The organism is Pseudomonas sp. 7-41, assembly GCF_021233075.1.
GTDB lineage: Bacteria > Pseudomonadota > Gammaproteobacteria > Pseudomonadales > Pseudomonadaceae > Aquipseudomonas > Aquipseudomonas veronii.
In genome coordinates this window covers 1761868-1778074 of the sequence record NZ_CP089551.1, presented here as the reverse complement: position 1 = coordinate 1778074, position 16207 = coordinate 1761868, and the positions used below count along the sequence as shown (strand labels likewise).

The 16207-nt window shown below is 62.3% G+C and carries 18 protein-coding genes; 13 read left to right on the top strand and 5 right to left on the bottom strand.

Annotation, left to right across the window (positions count from 1 at the left end; genetic code table 11):
• Positions 1-178 precede the first annotated feature (178 nt).
• From livH to LQ249_RS07945, 8 genes are all read left to right on the top strand, one after another.
• Positions 179-1102: a high-affinity branched-chain amino acid ABC transporter permease LivH gene (livH, locus tag LQ249_RS07980; protein ID WP_003231100.1), complete on the top strand. Its 924-nt coding sequence runs from the start codon at positions 179-181 to the stop codon at positions 1100-1102.
• Positions 1099-2352 (top strand): high-affinity branched-chain amino acid ABC transporter permease LivM, encoded by a 1254-nt coding sequence (locus LQ249_RS07975; RefSeq protein WP_017844800.1) that lies wholly within the window; start codon positions 1099-1101, stop codon positions 2350-2352. The genes livH and LQ249_RS07975 overlap by 4 nt, the downstream gene beginning before the upstream one ends.
• Positions 2349-3116 (top strand): high-affinity branched-chain amino acid ABC transporter ATP-binding protein LivG, encoded by a 768-nt coding sequence (gene livG / locus LQ249_RS07970; RefSeq protein WP_012722652.1) that lies wholly within the window; start codon positions 2349-2351, stop codon positions 3114-3116. Before LQ249_RS07975 ends, livG begins: the two co-directional genes overlap by 4 nt.
• A gap of 1 nt (position 3117) precedes the next feature.
• A complete protein-coding gene (locus LQ249_RS07965; RefSeq protein WP_017844798.1) occupies positions 3118-3819 on the top strand; it encodes an ABC transporter ATP-binding protein in 702 nt (233 codons plus the stop codon).
• Between the two features lie 226 nt (positions 3820-4045).
• Positions 4046-4351 carry a BufA1 family periplasmic bufferin-type metallophore gene (bufA1, locus tag LQ249_RS07960; RefSeq protein WP_017844797.1) on the top strand — a complete coding sequence of 102 codons (306 nt, stop codon included), beginning with the start codon at positions 4046-4048 and terminating at the stop codon, positions 4349-4351.
• 23 nt (positions 4352-4374) lie between these two features.
• On the top strand, positions 4375-5253 hold the full coding sequence (gene bufB, locus LQ249_RS07955) for an MNIO family bufferin maturase (protein ID WP_128191900.1): 879 nt from the start codon (positions 4375-4377) through the stop codon (positions 5251-5253).
• Positions 5250-6026 carry an HvfC/BufC N-terminal domain-containing protein gene (locus tag LQ249_RS07950; protein ID WP_232566344.1) on the top strand — a complete coding sequence of 259 codons (777 nt, stop codon included), beginning with the start codon at positions 5250-5252 and terminating at the stop codon, positions 6024-6026. The genes bufB and LQ249_RS07950 overlap by 4 nt, the downstream gene beginning before the upstream one ends.
• Positions 6023-6508 (top strand): DoxX family protein, encoded by a 486-nt coding sequence (locus LQ249_RS07945; RefSeq protein WP_046384439.1) that lies wholly within the window; start codon positions 6023-6025, stop codon positions 6506-6508. Before LQ249_RS07950 ends, LQ249_RS07945 begins: the two co-directional genes overlap by 4 nt.
• Here LQ249_RS07945 and LQ249_RS07940 read toward each other — a convergent pair.
• Positions 6505-7413 (bottom strand): LysR family transcriptional regulator, encoded by a 909-nt coding sequence (locus LQ249_RS07940; RefSeq protein ID WP_017844793.1) that lies wholly within the window; start codon positions 7411-7413, stop codon positions 6505-6507. The genes LQ249_RS07945 and LQ249_RS07940 overlap by 4 nt on opposite strands.
• A gap of 104 nt (positions 7414-7517) precedes the next feature.
• On the opposite strand from LQ249_RS07940, the gene LQ249_RS07935 reads away from it, so the two are divergent.
• From LQ249_RS07935 to LQ249_RS07925, 3 genes are all read left to right on the top strand, one after another.
• Positions 7518-8117, top strand: a complete 600-nt coding sequence (locus tag LQ249_RS07935; protein WP_057004732.1) for a short chain dehydrogenase — start codon at positions 7518-7520, stop codon at positions 8115-8117.
• A gap of 96 nt (positions 8118-8213) precedes the next feature.
• Positions 8214-8885, top strand: coding sequence for a COG3650 family protein (locus LQ249_RS07930; RefSeq protein ID WP_057004731.1), 672 nt, complete (start codon positions 8214-8216; stop codon positions 8883-8885).
• Between the two features lie 106 nt (positions 8886-8991).
• Complete coding sequence (locus tag LQ249_RS07925; protein ID WP_046384441.1) at positions 8992-10605, top strand: NAD(P)/FAD-dependent oxidoreductase; 1614 nt, start codon at positions 8992-8994, stop codon at positions 10603-10605.
• 58 nt (positions 10606-10663) lie between these two features.
• On the opposite strand, the gene LQ249_RS07920 is transcribed toward LQ249_RS07925, so the two are convergent.
• Positions 10664-11758, bottom strand: coding sequence for a PLP-dependent cysteine synthase family protein (locus LQ249_RS07920; RefSeq protein ID WP_232566343.1), 1095 nt, complete (start codon positions 11756-11758; stop codon positions 10664-10666).
• 215 nt (positions 11759-11973) lie between these two features.
• On the opposite strand from LQ249_RS07920, the gene nhaA reads away from it, so the two are divergent.
• Positions 11974-13149: a Na+/H+ antiporter NhaA gene (gene nhaA, locus LQ249_RS07915; RefSeq protein ID WP_057004729.1), complete on the top strand. Its 1176-nt coding sequence runs from the start codon at positions 11974-11976 to the stop codon at positions 13147-13149.
• A gap of 76 nt (positions 13150-13225) precedes the next feature.
• On the opposite strand, the gene LQ249_RS07910 is transcribed toward nhaA, so the two are convergent.
• On the bottom strand, positions 13226-13690 hold the full coding sequence (locus LQ249_RS07910) for a glycine zipper 2TM domain-containing protein (protein ID WP_003189251.1): 465 nt from the start codon (positions 13688-13690) through the stop codon (positions 13226-13228).
• Positions 13691-13847: 157 nt separating this feature from the next.
• Here LQ249_RS07910 and LQ249_RS07905 point away from each other — a divergent pair, with 157 nt between their 5' ends.
• Positions 13848-14090, top strand: a complete 243-nt coding sequence (locus LQ249_RS07905; protein WP_017844787.1) for a hypothetical protein — start codon at positions 13848-13850, stop codon at positions 14088-14090.
• 54 nt (positions 14091-14144) lie between these two features.
• Here LQ249_RS07905 and pdxH read toward each other — a convergent pair whose 3' ends face one another.
• Complete coding sequence (pdxH, locus tag LQ249_RS07900) at positions 14145-14792, bottom strand: pyridoxamine 5'-phosphate oxidase (protein WP_046384443.1); 648 nt, start codon at positions 14790-14792, stop codon at positions 14145-14147.
• A gap of 27 nt (positions 14793-14819) precedes the next feature.
• Positions 14820-16136 (bottom strand): OmpA family protein, encoded by a 1317-nt coding sequence (locus LQ249_RS07895; RefSeq protein ID WP_232566342.1) that lies wholly within the window; start codon positions 16134-16136, stop codon positions 14820-14822.
• Between the last annotated feature and the right edge of the window lie 71 nt (positions 16137-16207).

Genomic DNA, 16207 nt, shown 5'->3' with positions numbered 1-16207 from the left:
TTACGAGGTTTATGGGCCTGTCACCCGCGATCCGGGCGCTGGCTCACCTGAAAATCTTAAAACCGTCACCAGCGGTTCGCTGGCAAACGCTTTGCGCAAATGTGCTCACAGAACACAGCGCAGGGCCGGAACATGACTCCACCAGTGAAATGCGTATCGGGTTTTTAGGAGCGTTGTAATGCCTGAGATCTATCATTTTTTCCAACAGCTGGTTAATGGCCTGACCATTGGCAGCACCTATGCCTTGATAGCCATTGGCTACACAATGGTTTACGGCATCATTGGAATGATCAACTTCGCCCATGGCGAGGTCTACATGATTGGTTCCTACGTGGCCTTCATTGCCCTTGCCGGGCTGGCCATGATGGGGATCCACTCCCTGCCGTTGTTGATGACCGCCGCGTTCCTGGCGTCGATCGTCGTAACCAGTGCCTATGGCTACAGTATCGAACGGGTTGCCTATCGTCCCTTGCGTGGCAGCAACCGTTTGATCCCGCTGATTTCCGCCATCGGCATGTCGATTTTCCTGCAGAACACCGTATTGCTGTCCCAGGACTCCAAGGACAAGTCCATTCCCAACCTGATCCCGGGGAGCTTCTCCTTCGGCCCAGGCGGCGCACAAGAAGTGCTGATTTCGTACATGCAGATCCTGGTCTTCGTCGTCACCCTGGTGGCCATGCTGGGCCTGACCCTGTTCATTTCCCGCTCCCGTCTGGGGCGCGCCTGCCGGGCCTGCGCCGAAGACATCAAGATGGCCAACCTGCTGGGCATCAACACCAACAACATCATCGCCCTGACCTTCGTCATCGGTGCCGCGCTGGCGGCCGTCGCGGCCGTGCTTTTGAGCATGCAGTACGGCGTGATCAACCCCAACGCCGGTTTCCTGGTCGGCCTCAAGGCCTTTACCGCAGCGGTATTGGGCGGCATCGGCAGCATTCCGGGCGCGATGCTCGGCGGGCTGGTGCTGGGGGTGGCCGAAGCGTTTGGCGCCGATATCTTCGGCGACCAGTACAAGGACGTCGTGGCGTTCGGCCTGTTGGTTCTGGTGCTGTTGTTCCGTCCGACCGGCATTTTGGGCCGTCCGGAGGTTGAGAAAGTATGAGCAGATATCTTAAATCGGCGTTTTTCAGCGCCCTGTTGGTGTGGGCCGTGGCGTTCCCGGTACTCGGCCTCAAGCTGAGCATTGTCGGCATCAACCTGGAAGTGCATGGCACCGGTCCCGTGACCCTGACCATCATTGCCCTGTGTTCGGTGCTGATGTTCCTGCGCGTGCTGTTCACCCGGCAGGTCGGCGCGTTGTTCAAGGGCAACCGTGGCCCGCTGGTATCGCCCAAGGTCAGCCAATTCCTGACCCTGCCGCGCACCCAGCGCTACATCATCATCGGCCTGATCGTGGCCGCGCTGATCTGGCCGTTCTTCGGCTCGCGCGGTGCGGTCGACATCGCCACCCTGATCCTGATCTACGTGTTGCTGGGCCTGGGCCTGAACATCGTGGTCGGTCTGGCCGGCCTGCTCGACCTGGGTTATGTGGGTTTCTACGCCGTGGGCGCCTACACCTATGCGCTGCTCTCGCACTACCTGGGCTGGAGCTTCTGGATCTGCCTGCCCCTGGCCGGCATGGCGGCGGCGACGTTCGGCTTCCTGCTGGGCTTCCCGGTGCTGCGTCTGCGCGGTGACTACCTGGCCATCGTGACCTTGGGCTTCGGGGAAATCATCCGACTGTTCCTGCGTAACCTGACCGACATCACCGGTGGCCCCAACGGCATCAGCAGCATTCCCAAGCCGACCTTCTTCGGGCTGTCGTTCGAGCGCTCTGCGGCCGAAGGCATGCAGACCTTCCACGAGTACTTCGGGATTGCCTACAACCCGGTGAGCAAAGTGGTGTTCCTGTACCTGGTGGCGCTGTTGCTGGCCCTGGCCGCACTGTTCGTGATCAACCGCCTGCTGCGCATGCCGATCGGCCGTGCGTGGGAAGCGCTGCGCGAAGATGAAATCGCCTGCCGGGCCTTGGGCCTGAACCCGACCATCATCAAGCTGTCCGCGTTCACCCTGGGCGCCGCGTTCGCCGGTTTTGCCGGCAGCTTCTTCGCCGCTCGCCAAGGCCTGGTGACGCCGGAGTCGTTCACCTTTATCGAGTCGGCGATCATCCTCGCCATCGTGGTACTGGGTGGCATGGGCTCGCAGTTGGGCGTGATTCTCGCGGCGATCGTGATGATCCTGCTGCCGGAAATGATGCGTGAGTTCAGCGAATACCGCATGTTGATGTTCGGCGCCATGATGGTGCTGATGATGATCTGGCGTCCTCAAGGCCTGCTGCCCATGCAACGTCCACACATGGAGCTGCGCAAATGAGCCGCGAGATCCTGAAAGTCGAAAACTTGAGCATGCGCTTCGGCGGCTTGCTGGCGGTCAATGGCGTGGCCCTGACCGTGAAGGAAAAACAAGTGGTTGCGCTGATCGGCCCCAACGGCGCCGGCAAGACCACGGTGTTCAACTGCCTCACCGGTTTCTACAAGCCCAGCGGTGGCAGCATCCTGCTGGACGGCCAGCCGATCCAGGGCCTGGCCGGTCACGAGATCGCCCGCAAGGGCGTGGTGCGGACCTTCCAGAACGTGCGGTTGTTCAAGGACATGACGGCGGTCGAGAACCTGCTGATCGCTCAGCACCGTCACTTGAACACCAACTTCTTCGCTGGCTTGTTCAAGACCCCGGCGTTCCGCAAGAGCGAGCGCGAGGCCATGGAATACGCGGAGTATTGGCTGGACAAGGTCAACCTCACCGAGTTCGCCAACCGCCCCGCCGGCACCCTGGCCTATGGGCAGCAACGTCGCCTGGAAATCGCCCGCTGCATGATGACCCGCCCGCGGATCCTGATGCTCGACGAACCGGCCGCCGGCTTGAACCCCAAGGAAACCGAAGACCTCAAGGCGCTGATCGGCGTGTTGCGTGAGGAAAACAACGCCACCGTGCTGTTGATCGAACACGACATGAAACTGGTCATGAGCATTTCCGACCACATCGTGGTGATCAACCAGGGCACGCCCCTGGCCGACGGTACGCCGGAGCAGATCCGCGACAATCCTGAAGTGATCAAAGCCTATCTGGGGGAAGCGTAAAATGCTGCAATTCGAAAACGTTTCCACTTTCTACGGAAAGATCCAGGCCCTGCACAGCGTCAACGTCGAAGTGCGCCAGGGTGAGATCGTCACGCTGATCGGCGCCAACGGTGCCGGCAAGTCGACCTTGCTGATGACCTTGTGCGGTTCGCCGCAGGCCCACAGCGGCAGCATCCGCTACATGGGTGAAGAGCTGGTGGGCCAGCAGTCGTCGCACATCATGCGTAAAAGCATTGCCGTGGTGCCGGAAGGCCGACGGGTGTTTTCGCGCCTGACCGTCGAAGAGAACCTGGCCATGGGCGGGTTCTTCACCGACAAGGGCGACTACCAGGAGCAAATGGACAAGGTGCTGCACCTGTTCCCCAGGCTCAAGGAACGCTTCAGCCAGCGCGGCGGCACCATGTCCGGCGGCGAGCAGCAAATGCTCGCCATCGGTCGCGCGCTGATGAGCAAGCCCAAGCTGTTGCTGCTCGACGAACCTTCCCTGGGCCTGGCGCCGATCATCATCCAGCAGATCTTCGACATCATCGAACAGCTGCGCAAGGACGGTGTGACGGTGTTCCTGGTCGAACAGAACGCCAACCAGGCGCTGAAAATCGCCGACCGTGCCTATGTGCTGGAAAACGGCCGGGTGGTGATGCAGGGCACGGGTGAGCAGTTGCTGACCGATCCGAAGGTGCGTGAGGCGTACCTCGGCGGTTAACACCCGGTTGCTAAATGTGGGAGGGGGCTTGCCCCCGATGGCGCCATGTCAGGCACAGAACATGTGACTGATATACCGTCATCGGGGGCAAGCCCCCTCCCACATTTGTTTCGGGTGATCGCTGAAATTTTTTTCAAACGGCTTGTAACGAATTCCAGCGTCCAGCCTCTAGTGGTACAAGCAGGCAATCATGCCCGCCGACTCATTCCACTGCTGGAGATACACCATGACCGTTAAACACCGTTCGCTGTCCGCTGCTTCCCTCGTCCTCGCCCTGAGTTCCGCCCTGAGCCTGTCCGCCTTGAGCACCAGCGCCCACGCGGCCGACGACATGCAGAAATGCTTCGGCGTCGCCGAAGCCGGCAAGAACGATTGCGCCGCTGGCGCTGGCACTTCCTGCGCCGGCACCTCCAAAACCAAGGATCAGGCCAACGCCTGGAAACTGGTCCCGGCCGGCACCTGCACCCAAACCCCAAGCACCACCTCGTCGACTGGCTTCGGCCAGGAAGCGGCCTTTACCGCCAAGTCCTGAAGCAGCCCGCAGCCTGAGTACTGATGATGACGCTTTCGTTCCTGCAAACGCCCTCAACGGCTCAGGTGCCCGGCCTCCCCCTGCGGGCCGGGCTGGGGCTGAAAAACGAGCACTTCACCGAAGTGCTCGACACCTGCCCCGATATCGGTTTTTTTGAAGTGCATGCCGAAAACTACATGGTGGCCGGCGGCCCGTTTCATCACTACCTGGGTTTGATTCGCGCGCAGTACCCGCTGTCGCTGCACGGCGTGGGCCTGTCCATCGGCGGCGAAAACCCGCTGAACCGTGAGCACCTGGCACGGCTGGCAACACTGATCGAGCGCTATCAACCCCAGGCCTTTTCCGAGCACCTGGCCTGGTCGACCCACGGCCCGGTGTTTTTCAACGACTTGCTGCCCCTGGCCTACGATGTCGCCGCCCTCAATCGAGTGTGCGAACACGTTGATCAGGTTCAGAGCACCCTCAAGCGGCCAATGCTGCTGGAGAACCCGTCGACCTACCTGCAGTTCCAGCGCTCGACGCTCGACGAAACGGACTTCATCGGCGAAATCATCCGCCGCACCGGTTGCGGCCTGCTGCTGGACGTGAATAACGTCTATGTGTCGTGCATCAATCATCAGCGCGATCCGTTGACCTACATCGACGCGCTGCCCTTGCACGCCGTGGCTGAGATTCATCTGGCAGGCTTTGCCGAAGACACCGACAGCCTGGGCGAGCGCCTGCTGATCGATGATCACGGCGCGCCCATCGATAACGCCGTCTGGCAGTTGTACGAACACGTGCTCGCGCGTACCGGCCCGGTGGCCACGCTGATCGAAAGGGATAACCAGGTACCGGCCTTCAGCGTGCTGCTGGCCGAGGCACAGCAGGCCGAACGGCACTTGTCGCGGGGCCGCCCATGAGCCTTCTCGAAGACTTTGCCGCCGCCCTGCTGGCGCCGGACCAAGCCTGCCCGGCCGGCCTGTTCAGCAGCAACGGCGCCGACCCGGCCAGCCGTTTTGCGGTGTATCGCAACAATGTCCACGGCTCGTTGATCAACGCGCTGGCGACCGCTTACCCTGTGACGTTGCAACTGGTGGGCGATGAGTTTTTCCGCGCCATGGCCGGCTGTTATGTACAGGCGTCCCCACCGGCAAGCCCATTGATCAGCGAATACGGCGCGACATTTCCCGGTTTTATCCAGGGCTTTGAACCGGCCGCGAGCGTGCCTTACCTGGCGGATGTAGCACGCCTGGAACGCTTGCGGGTCCGTGCCTATCACGCGGCGGATGCCCTCGCGCTGGAGCCGCAGGCTGTTCTGCAGCAACTGCAAACGCACACCGAGCTGGGCACATTGCACCTGCAACTGCACCCATCCCTGGCCACGCTGGACTCGCGCTACGCCGTCGTCGCGGTATGGGCGGCGCACCAGACCGAGGGCGCGATTGCCACGTTGAATCCCTGGCATGCCCAGGGCGCCCTCGTGTTGCGCCGGGGCCTGGAGGTCAAGGTGTTCGCCATCGACAGCGGCTCGGTGGCGTTTATCGACAGCCTGAACCAGGGCGCGGTGCTGGAGAAGGCGCTCGCGCACGCACTCGAGGCCTCAGCCGAGTTCGATCTGCACCAATGCCTGGCGCTGCTGATCAACCAAGCCGCCATCACTCATCTGTCTCTGGAACACAAGGTATCGCCATGAACCCTCGATCAACGTGCCTGATCAACCGGGCCATCCAGCTTTTCGAAAAAATCCCCTACAGCTTGATCGCCTTTCTCGCACGCTTCTCCATCGCGGCGGTGTTCTGGAAGTCCGGGCAGACCAAAGTCGAAGGCTTTGCCATCGACTTGATCAGCGGCACCTTCCAACTGGGCGAGCCGCGCCTCGCCGCCTCGACGCTGCCGCTGTTTCGCAGCGAATACAAGCTGCCCTGGCTGTCACCGGAAGTGGCCGCGCACATGGCGGCATTTGCCGAACACTTCTTCCCGGTGCTGATCCTGCTGGGCTTGGCCACACGCTTCTCGGCCCTGGCGTTGATCGGGATGACCCTGACCATTCAACTGTTCGTGTACCCCGATGCCTACCCGACCCACGGCACCTGGCTGGCCGTCCTACTGCTGTTAGTGGCCAAAGGCCCGGGGCGCCTCTCCGTCGACCACCTGATCGCCCGCCGCTATCGCTAGAGTCGGTCGAGGGCTTCGCCGCTGCGCTTGAACCAGTCCACCAGGTAGTCGGCCAACACTTGGGTGCGTCGCGGCAAGCCGCCCTGATAGGGATGCACCAGGTACATCGGCAGGCTCCGCGTCTGATAATCCCGCAGCAGCCAGCGCAATCGGCCGTCAGCCAGTTCCGCCGGTAAAACGTAGGAAGGCAGCCGCGCAATACCAGCGCCCACCAGGGCGGCCTTTTTCAACAGGTTGTAGTGATTGGAGGCGAAGGTCCCGCTCACCCGCACGCGTAGCAGCTCGTGCTGTTGGTGGTACAGCCACTCTTCGCGGCCGCTGTAGTGGCTGTTCAGCAGGCAGGTGTGGGACGCCAGATCGGCTGGGGTCAGCGGTTCGCCGTGCTGCTCCAGGTAGGCCGGGCTGGCACAGGTCATCTCGTGCCAGGCCAACAACGGCTTGGCCACCAGGCGCTGATTTTCGATGGCGCCCGAGCGTACCCCCAGGTCGAAGCCATCCCGCGCCAGGTCGCGGTAGCTGTTGTTCAGCTCCAGTTCGATCTGCACCTGCGGGTAGTGCTCGGAAAACTCCAGCAACAAGCCGTCGAAGAAGGTTTCGCCCAACGACACCGGAACCGTCATACGCACCGGCCCGGCCAAGTCGTCCTTGAGCCGGGCCAGCGCCTGACGTGCCCGTTCGACCTGCGCCACCAACGCCTGCGCCTGGGGCAACAACGCAGCGCCGGCCGCGGTCAGGCTGAGCTTGCGCGTGGTGCGATGCAGCAACACCACCGAGTACCCCGCCTCCAGCTGGCTGATGCGCTTGGACAGTTGCCCTTTGCTGCAACCCAGTTGCTCAGCCGCCACGGTGAAACTGCCGGCCTCGATCAGTACGGCAAACGCCGCCAGGTCATCCATCTCGCTCATGGATTGTTTCCATTTGAAAACCAAAGGTTGCCTATTAGCGCGTTTATCCACTTGAAAAGCCACACTAGACTGAACCCTCACTTACCCACTGGAGAAACAGCACGATGAAAATCCTATTGATTGGTGCCAGCGGCACCGTGGGCTCGGCGGTCAAGGCGGAACTGGCGCAGCGTCACGAGGTGATCAGCATTGGTCGCAGCGGCGGCGACTTCCAGGTGGATATCAGCGACAGCGCCTCGATCCGTCGGCTGTTCGAGCAGACCGGCCGGTTCGATGCCTTGGTCTGCGCCGCCGGCAGTGTGAATTTCGTCGCGCTGGGTGAGATGAGCGAAACCGATTTCGAACTGGGCCTGCGCGACAAACTGATGGGCCAGGTCAACCTGCTGCTGATCGGCCGCGAGTACGCCAACGACGGCGCCTCGTTCACCCTTACCAGCGGCATCCTCAACCGCGACCCGATTCGCACCGGCGCCTCGGCGGCACTGGTCAATGGCGCACTGGATGCATTTGTGAAAGCCGCGGCAATCGAATTGCCACGGGGCCTGCGCGTCAATTCCGTAAGCCCGACAGTGCTGCTGGAAGCCATGGGCAGCTATGCACCGTACTTTCGCGGGTACAAACCGGCTGCGGGCGCCGATGTGGCACTGGCCTACGCGAAAAGCGTCGAGGGCTTGCAGACCGGCCAAACCTTTATCGTAGGTTGAACGCCAAAGCTGTAAGAAATGCCTGAAGCTGGCGCGTGGGCTTGTGATGCACCGCCAGCCTGCGTAACGTGGCGGCACTTGTCAGGAGACCCGATAATGCGTGCCGCCCGTACCCTCATGCTGTTTGCCTTGCTCCCCTTGTTCACCGCCTGCCAGTTGTTCGAAAGCGAGCCGGCCAAACCGTCCACTGCCGGGCTGACCCGCATGCAGGGCGAGCTCACGGCAGTCGCCGGCAAGCTGTTGTTCCAACCGTGCCACGACCAGCGCAACTACGTGGTCAAGGACACCGGCGGCACCAGCATCCTGCAGGAAGCCGCTTCCCTGGCCGGCCAGCAAGGCGCACTGTTTGCCGACCTGCGCGGCAAGTTCTCCGGCGTCGCCGCCGGCACCCAGGGCGAAGTGGAGCTGCAACAGCTGTACCGCGTCGAGCGCTCGATCTCGGCCTGCGATGATCCCGACTTCAAGCGCACGATCCTGCGCGCCAACGGCCACAAACCGGCCTGGACGCTGAACGTCACCGCCAAGGGCATGGTGCTGGAGCGCGAAGGCCAGCCACCGCTGCCGGTTCCCTATGTCGAGGAACAACTGGGTGACGGGCGTTTCAACCTGATGACCGAAGCCAATAACCAGCACATCGAACTGTGGGTGGCCCCGCAGCGCTGTGTCGACAGTGCCAGCGGCAGCCTGCAACACATGACCGCCGAGTTGCGGGTCAACGGTCAAGTCCAGCGTGGCTGCGCGGCTTTCGGCGGTTCGCGCGACGATTGATTCGGGCCCGCGCTGTTTTAACATGACGGGAACCTGCCGTTGGGGCTTATAATCGCCGGTTTGCAAAACCGCCGGCCCCACCAAACGCCGCACACCGGATCCTGTCATGTTACGAATCACCGAACTCAAGCTGCCCATCGACCATCCCGAAGAAGACCTGCGGCCCGCCATCGTGCAGCGCCTGGGCATCGCCAGTGATGACCTGCTCGATTTCACCCTGTTCAAGCGCAGCTACGACGCCCGCAAGAAATCGTCGGAGCTGTGCTTCATCTACACCGTCGACGTGAACGTGAAGGGTGAAGCCGCCCTGCTGCTCAAGTTTGCCGACGACCGCAACATCAACCCGGCGCCGGACGTCAGCTACAAGGTGGTGGGCCAGGCGCCCGCGGATCTGGTTGAACGTCCGATCGTCGTCGGTTTTGGCCCGTGCGGGATTTTCGCCGGGCTGCTGCTGGCGCAGATGGGCTTCAAGCCGATCATCCTCGAACGCGGCAAGGAAGTGCGCCAGCGCACCAAGGACACCTGGGGCCTGTGGCGCAAAAGCGTGCTCAACCCGGAGTCCAACGTGCAGTTCGGTGAGGGCGGCGCCGGGACCTTTTCCGATGGCAAGCTCTACAGCCAGATCAAAGACCCGAAATTCCACGGGCGCAAAGTGCTGCACGAGTTCGTCAAGGCCGGCGCGCCGGAAGAAATCCTCTACGTCAGCAAGCCGCACATCGGTACGTTCCGCCTGACCGGCGTGGTGGAAAACATGCGCGAGCAAATCATCGCCCTGGGCGGTGAAGTGCGCTTCGAGCAACGGGTGACTGACGTATTGATCGAAGACGGTCAACTGAACGGCGTGGTCATCGACGGCGGCGAGCAGATCCTCTCCAAGCACGTGATCCTCGCCCTCGGCCACAGCGCCCGCGACACCTTCCGTATGCTCCACGGCCGTGGCGTGTACATGGAAGCCAAGCCGTTTTCCGTGGGTTTCCGTATCGAACACCCACAGTCGCTGATCGACGCCGCGCGCCTGGGCAAATACGCCGGGCATCCGAAACTCGGCGCGGCCGACTACAAACTGGTACACCACGCCAAGAATGGCCGTTCGGTCTACAGCTTCTGCATGTGCCCCGGAGGCACCGTGGTGGCCGCGACGTCCGAGCCGCATCGCGTGGTGACCAACGGCATGAGCCAGTACTCGCGCAACGAGCGCAACGCCAACTCCGGCATCGTCGTCGGCATCACGCCTGAGGTCGATTACCCGGGCGGCCCGCTGGCCGGCATCGAGCTGCAGGAGCGCCTGGAATCCCACGCCTACATCCTCGGCGGCAGCAATTACGAAGCCCCGGCGCAACTGGTCGGCGATTTCATCGCCGGCAAGCCGTCCACGGCCATCGGCAGCGTGGAACCGTCCTACAAACCTGGGGTGTCCATGGGCGATCTGGCCCTGGCACTGCCGGACTTCGCCATCGAAGCGATCCGTGAAGCCTTGCCGGCGTTCGAGAAGCAGATCAAGGGCTACTCGTTGCACGACGCCGTCTTGACCGGGATCGAAACACGCACCTCATCGCCGTTGCGGATTACCCGTAACGAATCGATGCAGAGCCTGAACGTCAAAGGCCTGTTCCCGGCCGGCGAAGGCGCGGGTTATGCCGGTGGGATTCTGTCGGCGGGAGTCGACGGCATTCGGATTGCCGAGGCGTTGGCGCGGGATATGTTGGGTATCGAGGCCTGAAAACAGCGCCGTCCAAAGGTGGGAGCGCGGCCGCTCCCACATTGGTTTTTGTAGCGTGTCAGATATTCGCGCGCAGGATGTCGTCGGGCAGTGGCTCACCGCGCTCGACGCTGGCCGCCACCGCGGCTATCAAGCCCTGCAGTTCATACCCCTGCCCCGCCAGCCACGCCTGATCGTAATAGGTAGTGGCATACCGCTCGCCCCCGTCACACAAGATCGCCACGATCGACCCCGACTCCCCCGCCGCTGTCATCTGCTGCGCCGCCATCAGCGCACCGATCAGGTTGGTCCCGCTGGAGCCGCCGACCCGCCGACCCAACCGCTTGGCTAGGTAATGCATGGCCGCCAGCGACAGCGCGTCCGGCACCTTGACCATCGCATCGATGACCTTGGGCAAAAACGACGCTTCGACCCGCGGTCGGCCAATACCTTCAATCCGCGAGCCGCACTCCAGGCGCAAGCCGGCATCGCCGCTCAGGTAGTAGTCAAAGAACACCGAGCGCTCGGCATCGGCACACAACACGCGGGTGCAATGCTGGCGATAACGCACATAGCGTCCCAGGGTCGCAGTGGTGCCGCCCGTGCCGGGGCTGGAAATCAACCAGCTCGGCTCCGGATGACGCTCGAAGCGCATCTGCTGGAAGATCGACTCGGCGATATTGTTGTTCGCCCGCCAGTCGGTGGCGCGTTCGGCGTAGGTGAACTGGTCCATGAAGTGACCACCGCTTTCCTGCGCCAGGCGTTCGGATTCGGCGTAGATCTGCGTCGGATCTTGTACCAGATGGCTCTTGCCGCCATAGAAGCCGATCTGGGCGATCTTTTCCTGGGAGGTGGTGGCCGGCATCACGGCGATAAACGGCAGGCCGAGCAAGCGCGCGAAGTAGGCTTCGGAGATCGCCGTCGAACCGCTGGAGGCTTCGATCACCGGCGCTCCCGGCTTCAGCCAGCCATTGCACAGCGCATACAGGAACAGCGAGCGCGCCAGCCGGTGTTTGAGGCTGCCGGTGGGGTGGCTGGACTCATCCTTGAAGTACAACTCGATACCCGGTAAGCCGGGCAGCGCCAAAGGGATCAGGTGGGTGTCGGCGCTGCGCTGGAAGTCTGCTTCAATGATACGAATGGCTTCGCGGGCCCAGGGACGGTGGTCGCTCATGAGAGGATCTCTAAGGATTTCAGTCTCAATCTTAGGATGTTTCCTACACCACACACAGATACAGTAACGACTCAATCGGACACACAATTGCTAGGCTCCGCCCCAACTCCGAGCGCGCCCCCTTCTTATAACAAATAAGAATATAACTTTTGTTTTAACAACTAACGGTACGGGTTAGGGTACGCATCTATTGAATCTGGATTGGAGAGCACCCCTTGGCTCTGCGTAGCACGTTCACCCGTTTCTTCCAGCTGGAAGCCGCCAGCGGTCTGTTGTTGATCGCCGCAGCCGCGTTGGCGCTGATCGTCAACAACTCACCGTTGTCGCACCTCTACAGCGCGTTCCTCGACGTGCCCGTGGTAGCGCAGATTGGCGCGCTGAAGATCGCCAAGCCCGCGTTGTTGTGGATCAACGATGGCCTGATGGCCCTGTTCTTTCTGCTGATCGGCCTGGAGGTCAAGCGCGAGCTGCTCGACGGCCACCTGTCCAAGCCTTCGCAAGTCGTCCTGCCAGGCGCCGCAGCGATCGGCGGCATGGTCGTGCCGGCATTGATCTACTGGGCAATCAACAAGGATTACCCGGCGGCGCTTTCCGGCTGGGCGATCCCCATGGCCACCGATATCGCCTTCGCATTGGGCGTCCTGGCGCTGCTCGGCAAGCGCGTGCCGGTGTCGCTGAAACTGTTCCTGATGACCCTGGCCATCATCGATGACCTGGGCGCGATCATCGTGATCGCCGTGTTCTATTCCAGCGACCTGTCCGGCGCCGCCCTGGCGGGCGCGGGCGCCTGCTTGATCGCCTTGATTGCCATGAACCGCCTGGGCGTGATCAAGCTCGGGCCGTACCTGATCATCGGCCTGATCCTGTGGGTCTGCGTACTGAAAAGCGGCGTGCATGCCACCTTGGCCGGCGTGACGCTAGCGTTCTGCATCCCGATGCGTACCAAAAACGCCGAACCCTCGCCGCTGTTGACGCTCGAACATGCCCTGCATCCATGGGTGGCCTATGGCATCCTGCCGCTGTTCGCGTTCGCCAACGCCGGCGTGTCCCTGAGCGGGGTCAGCCTCGAGAGCTTCACCCACCACGTACCGCTGGGCATCGCCCTCGGCCTGCTGATCGGCAAGACCATCGGCGTGTTCGGCCTGACCTGGCTCGCCATCAAGACCGGCCTCGCCGCGCTGCCCAGCGGCGCCAGCTGGGGCCAGGTGTTCGGCGTAGCGATCCTGTGCGGGATCGGCTTCACCATGAGCCTGTTTGTCGGCTCTCTGGCGTTTGTGCCGGGCGCCAGCGAATTTGCCGGGGAAGATCGAATGGGGATTCTGACCGGGTCGATACTCGCGGCGTGTATCGGTTATGCGGTGACGGCGATGGCGAGTCGCAAGAAAGCCTGACTCGCACAAAACACCGCGCACAAAAAACCCCAGCCGGTCACCCGGCTGGGGTTTTTCTTTGCTCGCGGCTTAACGCTTAGCGAGTCACGCGGCTGGTACCATCAACGGTCATGATGCGAACGCGATCACCGATGCGGAAGATTTCATTTTCCTGCACGGCCTGCACGTAGGCGCGCATGCTGCCGTCGTCTTCGCGAACGGTGATTTCCACGCCCTGGGTGCGGGTCAGGCCTTCTTCGGTGGCCGAACCCAACAGGCCGCCGGCGACAGCGCCGATCACGGCGGTCACGATACTGCCACGGCCGCCACCGATGGCGCTGCCGCCCACGCCGCCAATGACGGCACCGGCCGCACCGCCGATTGGGGTCTTGGTGCCTTCGATTTTCACCGGACGCAGGGATTCAATGGTCCCCATGCGAACGGTCTGCACGCGACGCGCTTCGTCACGGGAGTATGAGTCGCCGGTCAGACTCGAGGCGCAGCCACCCAACAACAACGACAGGGTAGTAAAGCAGGCAACTAGTAAAACGGACTTACGCATAGCATCAACTCCAAAGGACAGGTGTTCATTAGACGCGGCCGCTTGACGCCTGTCACGGCAAGCTCCGCAGAAAATTGCTTTCATTCAGCCCTAGTACAGAGTGCCAGCACCAAAACAGACGACAAACGGTAGCTCTCATCTCGTAAACAGGACGCTCATGGATTATTTCATCATTATAGTCACGACCGTAGCCGGCTTGTATTTCCATGGCTGGTTATACCTGCGCATCCGCCGCTGGATCGACCGCGACCTGGCGCTATCCCTGGCGGGCAACGACCTGCACAAGCGGGCCTTCATGCTGCAACAACTGGAAAAAGCCCGCACCCTGAAGATCAACCGCCGCGAGCTGCCGGACTGGTTGAAAAACGCGGCGCAGCAGTACACGCCCGAGGCCTCTTGAACAGAGGCTTCGGGGTGACGGGCAACAGTCAGAAAGGGTGACGCAAGACGACGATCAGGGCGCCAGGCGCTCACGGGTCCAGTCGGCCCCATGCAAGCGGTAGTTCAGGCGGTCATGCAGGCGGCTGGCGCGGCCTTGCCAGAACTCGATGCGCTCGGGCAACAAGCGATAGCCGCCCCAGTGCTCGGGGCAGTGCGGCTGAGTGTCGCTGAACCGCTGTTCGGTGACCTTGAGCAAATCGTGCAACTCTTCGCGGTCACGGATCACCTTGCTCTGCGGGGAAGCCCAGGCACCCAGGCGGCTGCCCAAGGGGCGCACCTGGAAATAGGCATCCGACTCTTCCGGCGTGACCTTGACCACCCGACCCTCGATGCGTACCTGACGCTCCAGGGTCGGCCAGAAAAAGGTCATGGCCGCGAAGGGCCGCGCCGCAAGCTGATCGCCCTTGGCGCTCTCATAGTTGGTGAAGAAGGTAAAGCCCTGCGCATCCAGGCCCTTGAGCAGCAGGATGCGACAGTGCGGGCGACCGTCCTCGTCGACCGTGGCCAGGGTCATGGCATTGGCCTCCACCGGCGGCTGCTCGGTTTTCACCGCATCGCCGAACCACTGATGGAACAAGGCAAACGGCTCGCTCGGGGCCTGGGCCTCGCTCAAACCATCCCGTGTGTAGTCACGGCGCATATCAGCCAATGCCTGGGTCATGCGACTTTATCCTTCTGGTTCAGCGGATCAGTTTTTTGCCTGGTCGTTCGCAGCCGGTGCAGCGGCCTTGGCTTTGGCCGCTGCGGGTTTCTTGGCAGCTGCCTTGGCCGGGGCCTTTTTCGCGGCTGGCTTGGCGGCGGATTTCTTCGCGCCAGCCTTTTTCGCCGGGGCTTTTGCGACCGGTGCCGGCGCGGGAACGTCCTGCACGGCAACCATTTCAGCCACAGGCAGGGTCTTGCCCGAGTTGTACTTGCTCAGCAAGGCCAACATAGTTGTACGCTGAGTAAACATAATTTCCATGCGACGGTTCAGCGCACGGCCTTGGGTGCTGTCGTTGGCAGCACGCGGCATCATGTCGCCCATGCCACGCAGCATCAGACGGTCTTGCTTGAGGCCGCTGAGGCTGAAAATCGATGCGATGGATTGCGCGCGTTCTTTGGTCAGCGCCTGGCTCGCCGGGGCCGCGCCGGTGGCATCAACGTGACCGAGGACCAGTACGGCGGTCTTCGGGTCGGCTTCAACAGCCTTGGCGACGCGAGTGAACGGGCCCAGGGTGACCGGCAGCAACATCGCCGGGCGTTTCGGGTTGTAGGAACCGTCTACCGGGGCAATCACCACCAGTACGTTGTCGCGACGTTCCAGTTGCAGGTTGCTGTCCTTGATCGCGGCGCGCAGGCGCGGCTCATAGTCGTCCAGCCAGGCCTGGGTGATTTTCGGGTCGGGCATCGGCACGTTGGTCACGTCGACCTTGGCCAATGGCTTAGGCTTGGACGTGCTTTCGAACGGCCACCACCAGTGAGTCTCGGAGTCGGTCTTGGCCACGGCGGGGGCGGCAGGAGCAGCGGCTGGCGCCGGGGTGGCGGCCTTGAGGTCGACCTTCAGGTCAGCCTTGGCATCGGCGGCCTTTTCGTCGGCGCTCTTGGAGGAGAACGGCCACCAGCTGGAGCCGGTATCCGCTTTGGCCACCGGGGCTGGCGCAGGAGCGGCGGCTACCGGTGCGGCAGGCTTGGCGCCAGCAGCGGCAGCTACCGGTGCAGCCGGCTTGGCGCTGGCAGCAGCGGCTACCGGTGCGGCAGGCTTGGCGCCAGCAGCGGCAGCTACCGGTGCAGCCGGCTTGGCGCTGGCAGCAGCGGCTACCGGTGCGGCAGGTTTGGCGCCCGCGGCGGGTTTGGCGTCCGGTTTGGCGTCCGGCTTGGCGTCGGTTTGGCTCACTGCGTCCTTGGTAGCAGCCTTGTCAGATCCAAATGACCACCAATGCCCGCCTTCGGCATCATTTTGTGGTGTTTGTGCGCAGCCAGTAATAGATAGGCACAGCGCCAGTGCCAAGGACTTGTTCGATAACATGAGATATCCACAAAATGAGAAAAAACCGAGGGTCTGAATGACCCGTTAAACAGACGCTTCCAGAACATTAA

What these genes read in the sequence shown, in the direction of transcription:
- livH (WP_003231100.1), top strand. Translation starts at nt 179, where the DNA reads ATGCCTGAGATCTATCATTTTTTCCAACAGCTGGTTAATGGCCTGACC.
- LQ249_RS07975 (WP_017844800.1), top strand. Translation starts at nt 1,099, where the DNA reads ATGAGCAGATATCTTAAATCGGCGTTTTTCAGCGCCCTGTTGGTGTGG.
- livG (WP_012722652.1), top strand. Translation starts at nt 2,349, where the DNA reads ATGAGCCGCGAGATCCTGAAAGTCGAAAACTTGAGCATGCGCTTCGGC.
- LQ249_RS07965 (WP_017844798.1), top strand. Translation starts at nt 3,118, where the DNA reads ATGCTGCAATTCGAAAACGTTTCCACTTTCTACGGAAAGATCCAGGCC.
- bufA1 (WP_017844797.1), top strand. Translation starts at nt 4,046, where the DNA reads ATGACCGTTAAACACCGTTCGCTGTCCGCTGCTTCCCTCGTCCTCGCC.
- bufB (WP_128191900.1), top strand. Translation starts at nt 4,375, where the DNA reads ATGATGACGCTTTCGTTCCTGCAAACGCCCTCAACGGCTCAGGTGCCC.
- LQ249_RS07950 (WP_232566344.1), top strand. Translation starts at nt 5,250, where the DNA reads ATGAGCCTTCTCGAAGACTTTGCCGCCGCCCTGCTGGCGCCGGACCAA.
- LQ249_RS07945 (WP_046384439.1), top strand. Translation starts at nt 6,023, where the DNA reads ATGAACCCTCGATCAACGTGCCTGATCAACCGGGCCATCCAGCTTTTC.
- LQ249_RS07940 (WP_017844793.1), bottom strand. Translation starts at nt 7,413, where the DNA reads ATGAGCGAGATGGATGACCTGGCGGCGTTTGCCGTACTGATCGAGGCC.
- LQ249_RS07935 (WP_057004732.1), top strand. Translation starts at nt 7,518, where the DNA reads ATGAAAATCCTATTGATTGGTGCCAGCGGCACCGTGGGCTCGGCGGTC.
- LQ249_RS07930 (WP_057004731.1), top strand. Translation starts at nt 8,214, where the DNA reads ATGCGTGCCGCCCGTACCCTCATGCTGTTTGCCTTGCTCCCCTTGTTC.
- LQ249_RS07925 (WP_046384441.1), top strand. Translation starts at nt 8,992, where the DNA reads ATGTTACGAATCACCGAACTCAAGCTGCCCATCGACCATCCCGAAGAA.
- LQ249_RS07920 (WP_232566343.1), bottom strand. Translation starts at nt 11,758, where the DNA reads ATGAGCGACCACCGTCCCTGGGCCCGCGAAGCCATTCGTATCATTGAA.
- LQ249_RS07910 (WP_003189251.1), bottom strand. Translation starts at nt 13,690, where the DNA reads ATGCGTAAGTCCGTTTTACTAGTTGCCTGCTTTACTACCCTGTCGTTG.
- LQ249_RS07905 (WP_017844787.1), top strand. Translation starts at nt 13,848, where the DNA reads ATGGATTATTTCATCATTATAGTCACGACCGTAGCCGGCTTGTATTTC.
- pdxH (WP_046384443.1), bottom strand. Translation starts at nt 14,792, where the DNA reads ATGACCCAGGCATTGGCTGATATGCGCCGTGACTACACACGGGATGGT.
- LQ249_RS07895 (WP_232566342.1), bottom strand. Translation starts at nt 16,136, where the DNA reads ATGTTATCGAACAAGTCCTTGGCACTGGCGCTGTGCCTATCTATTACT.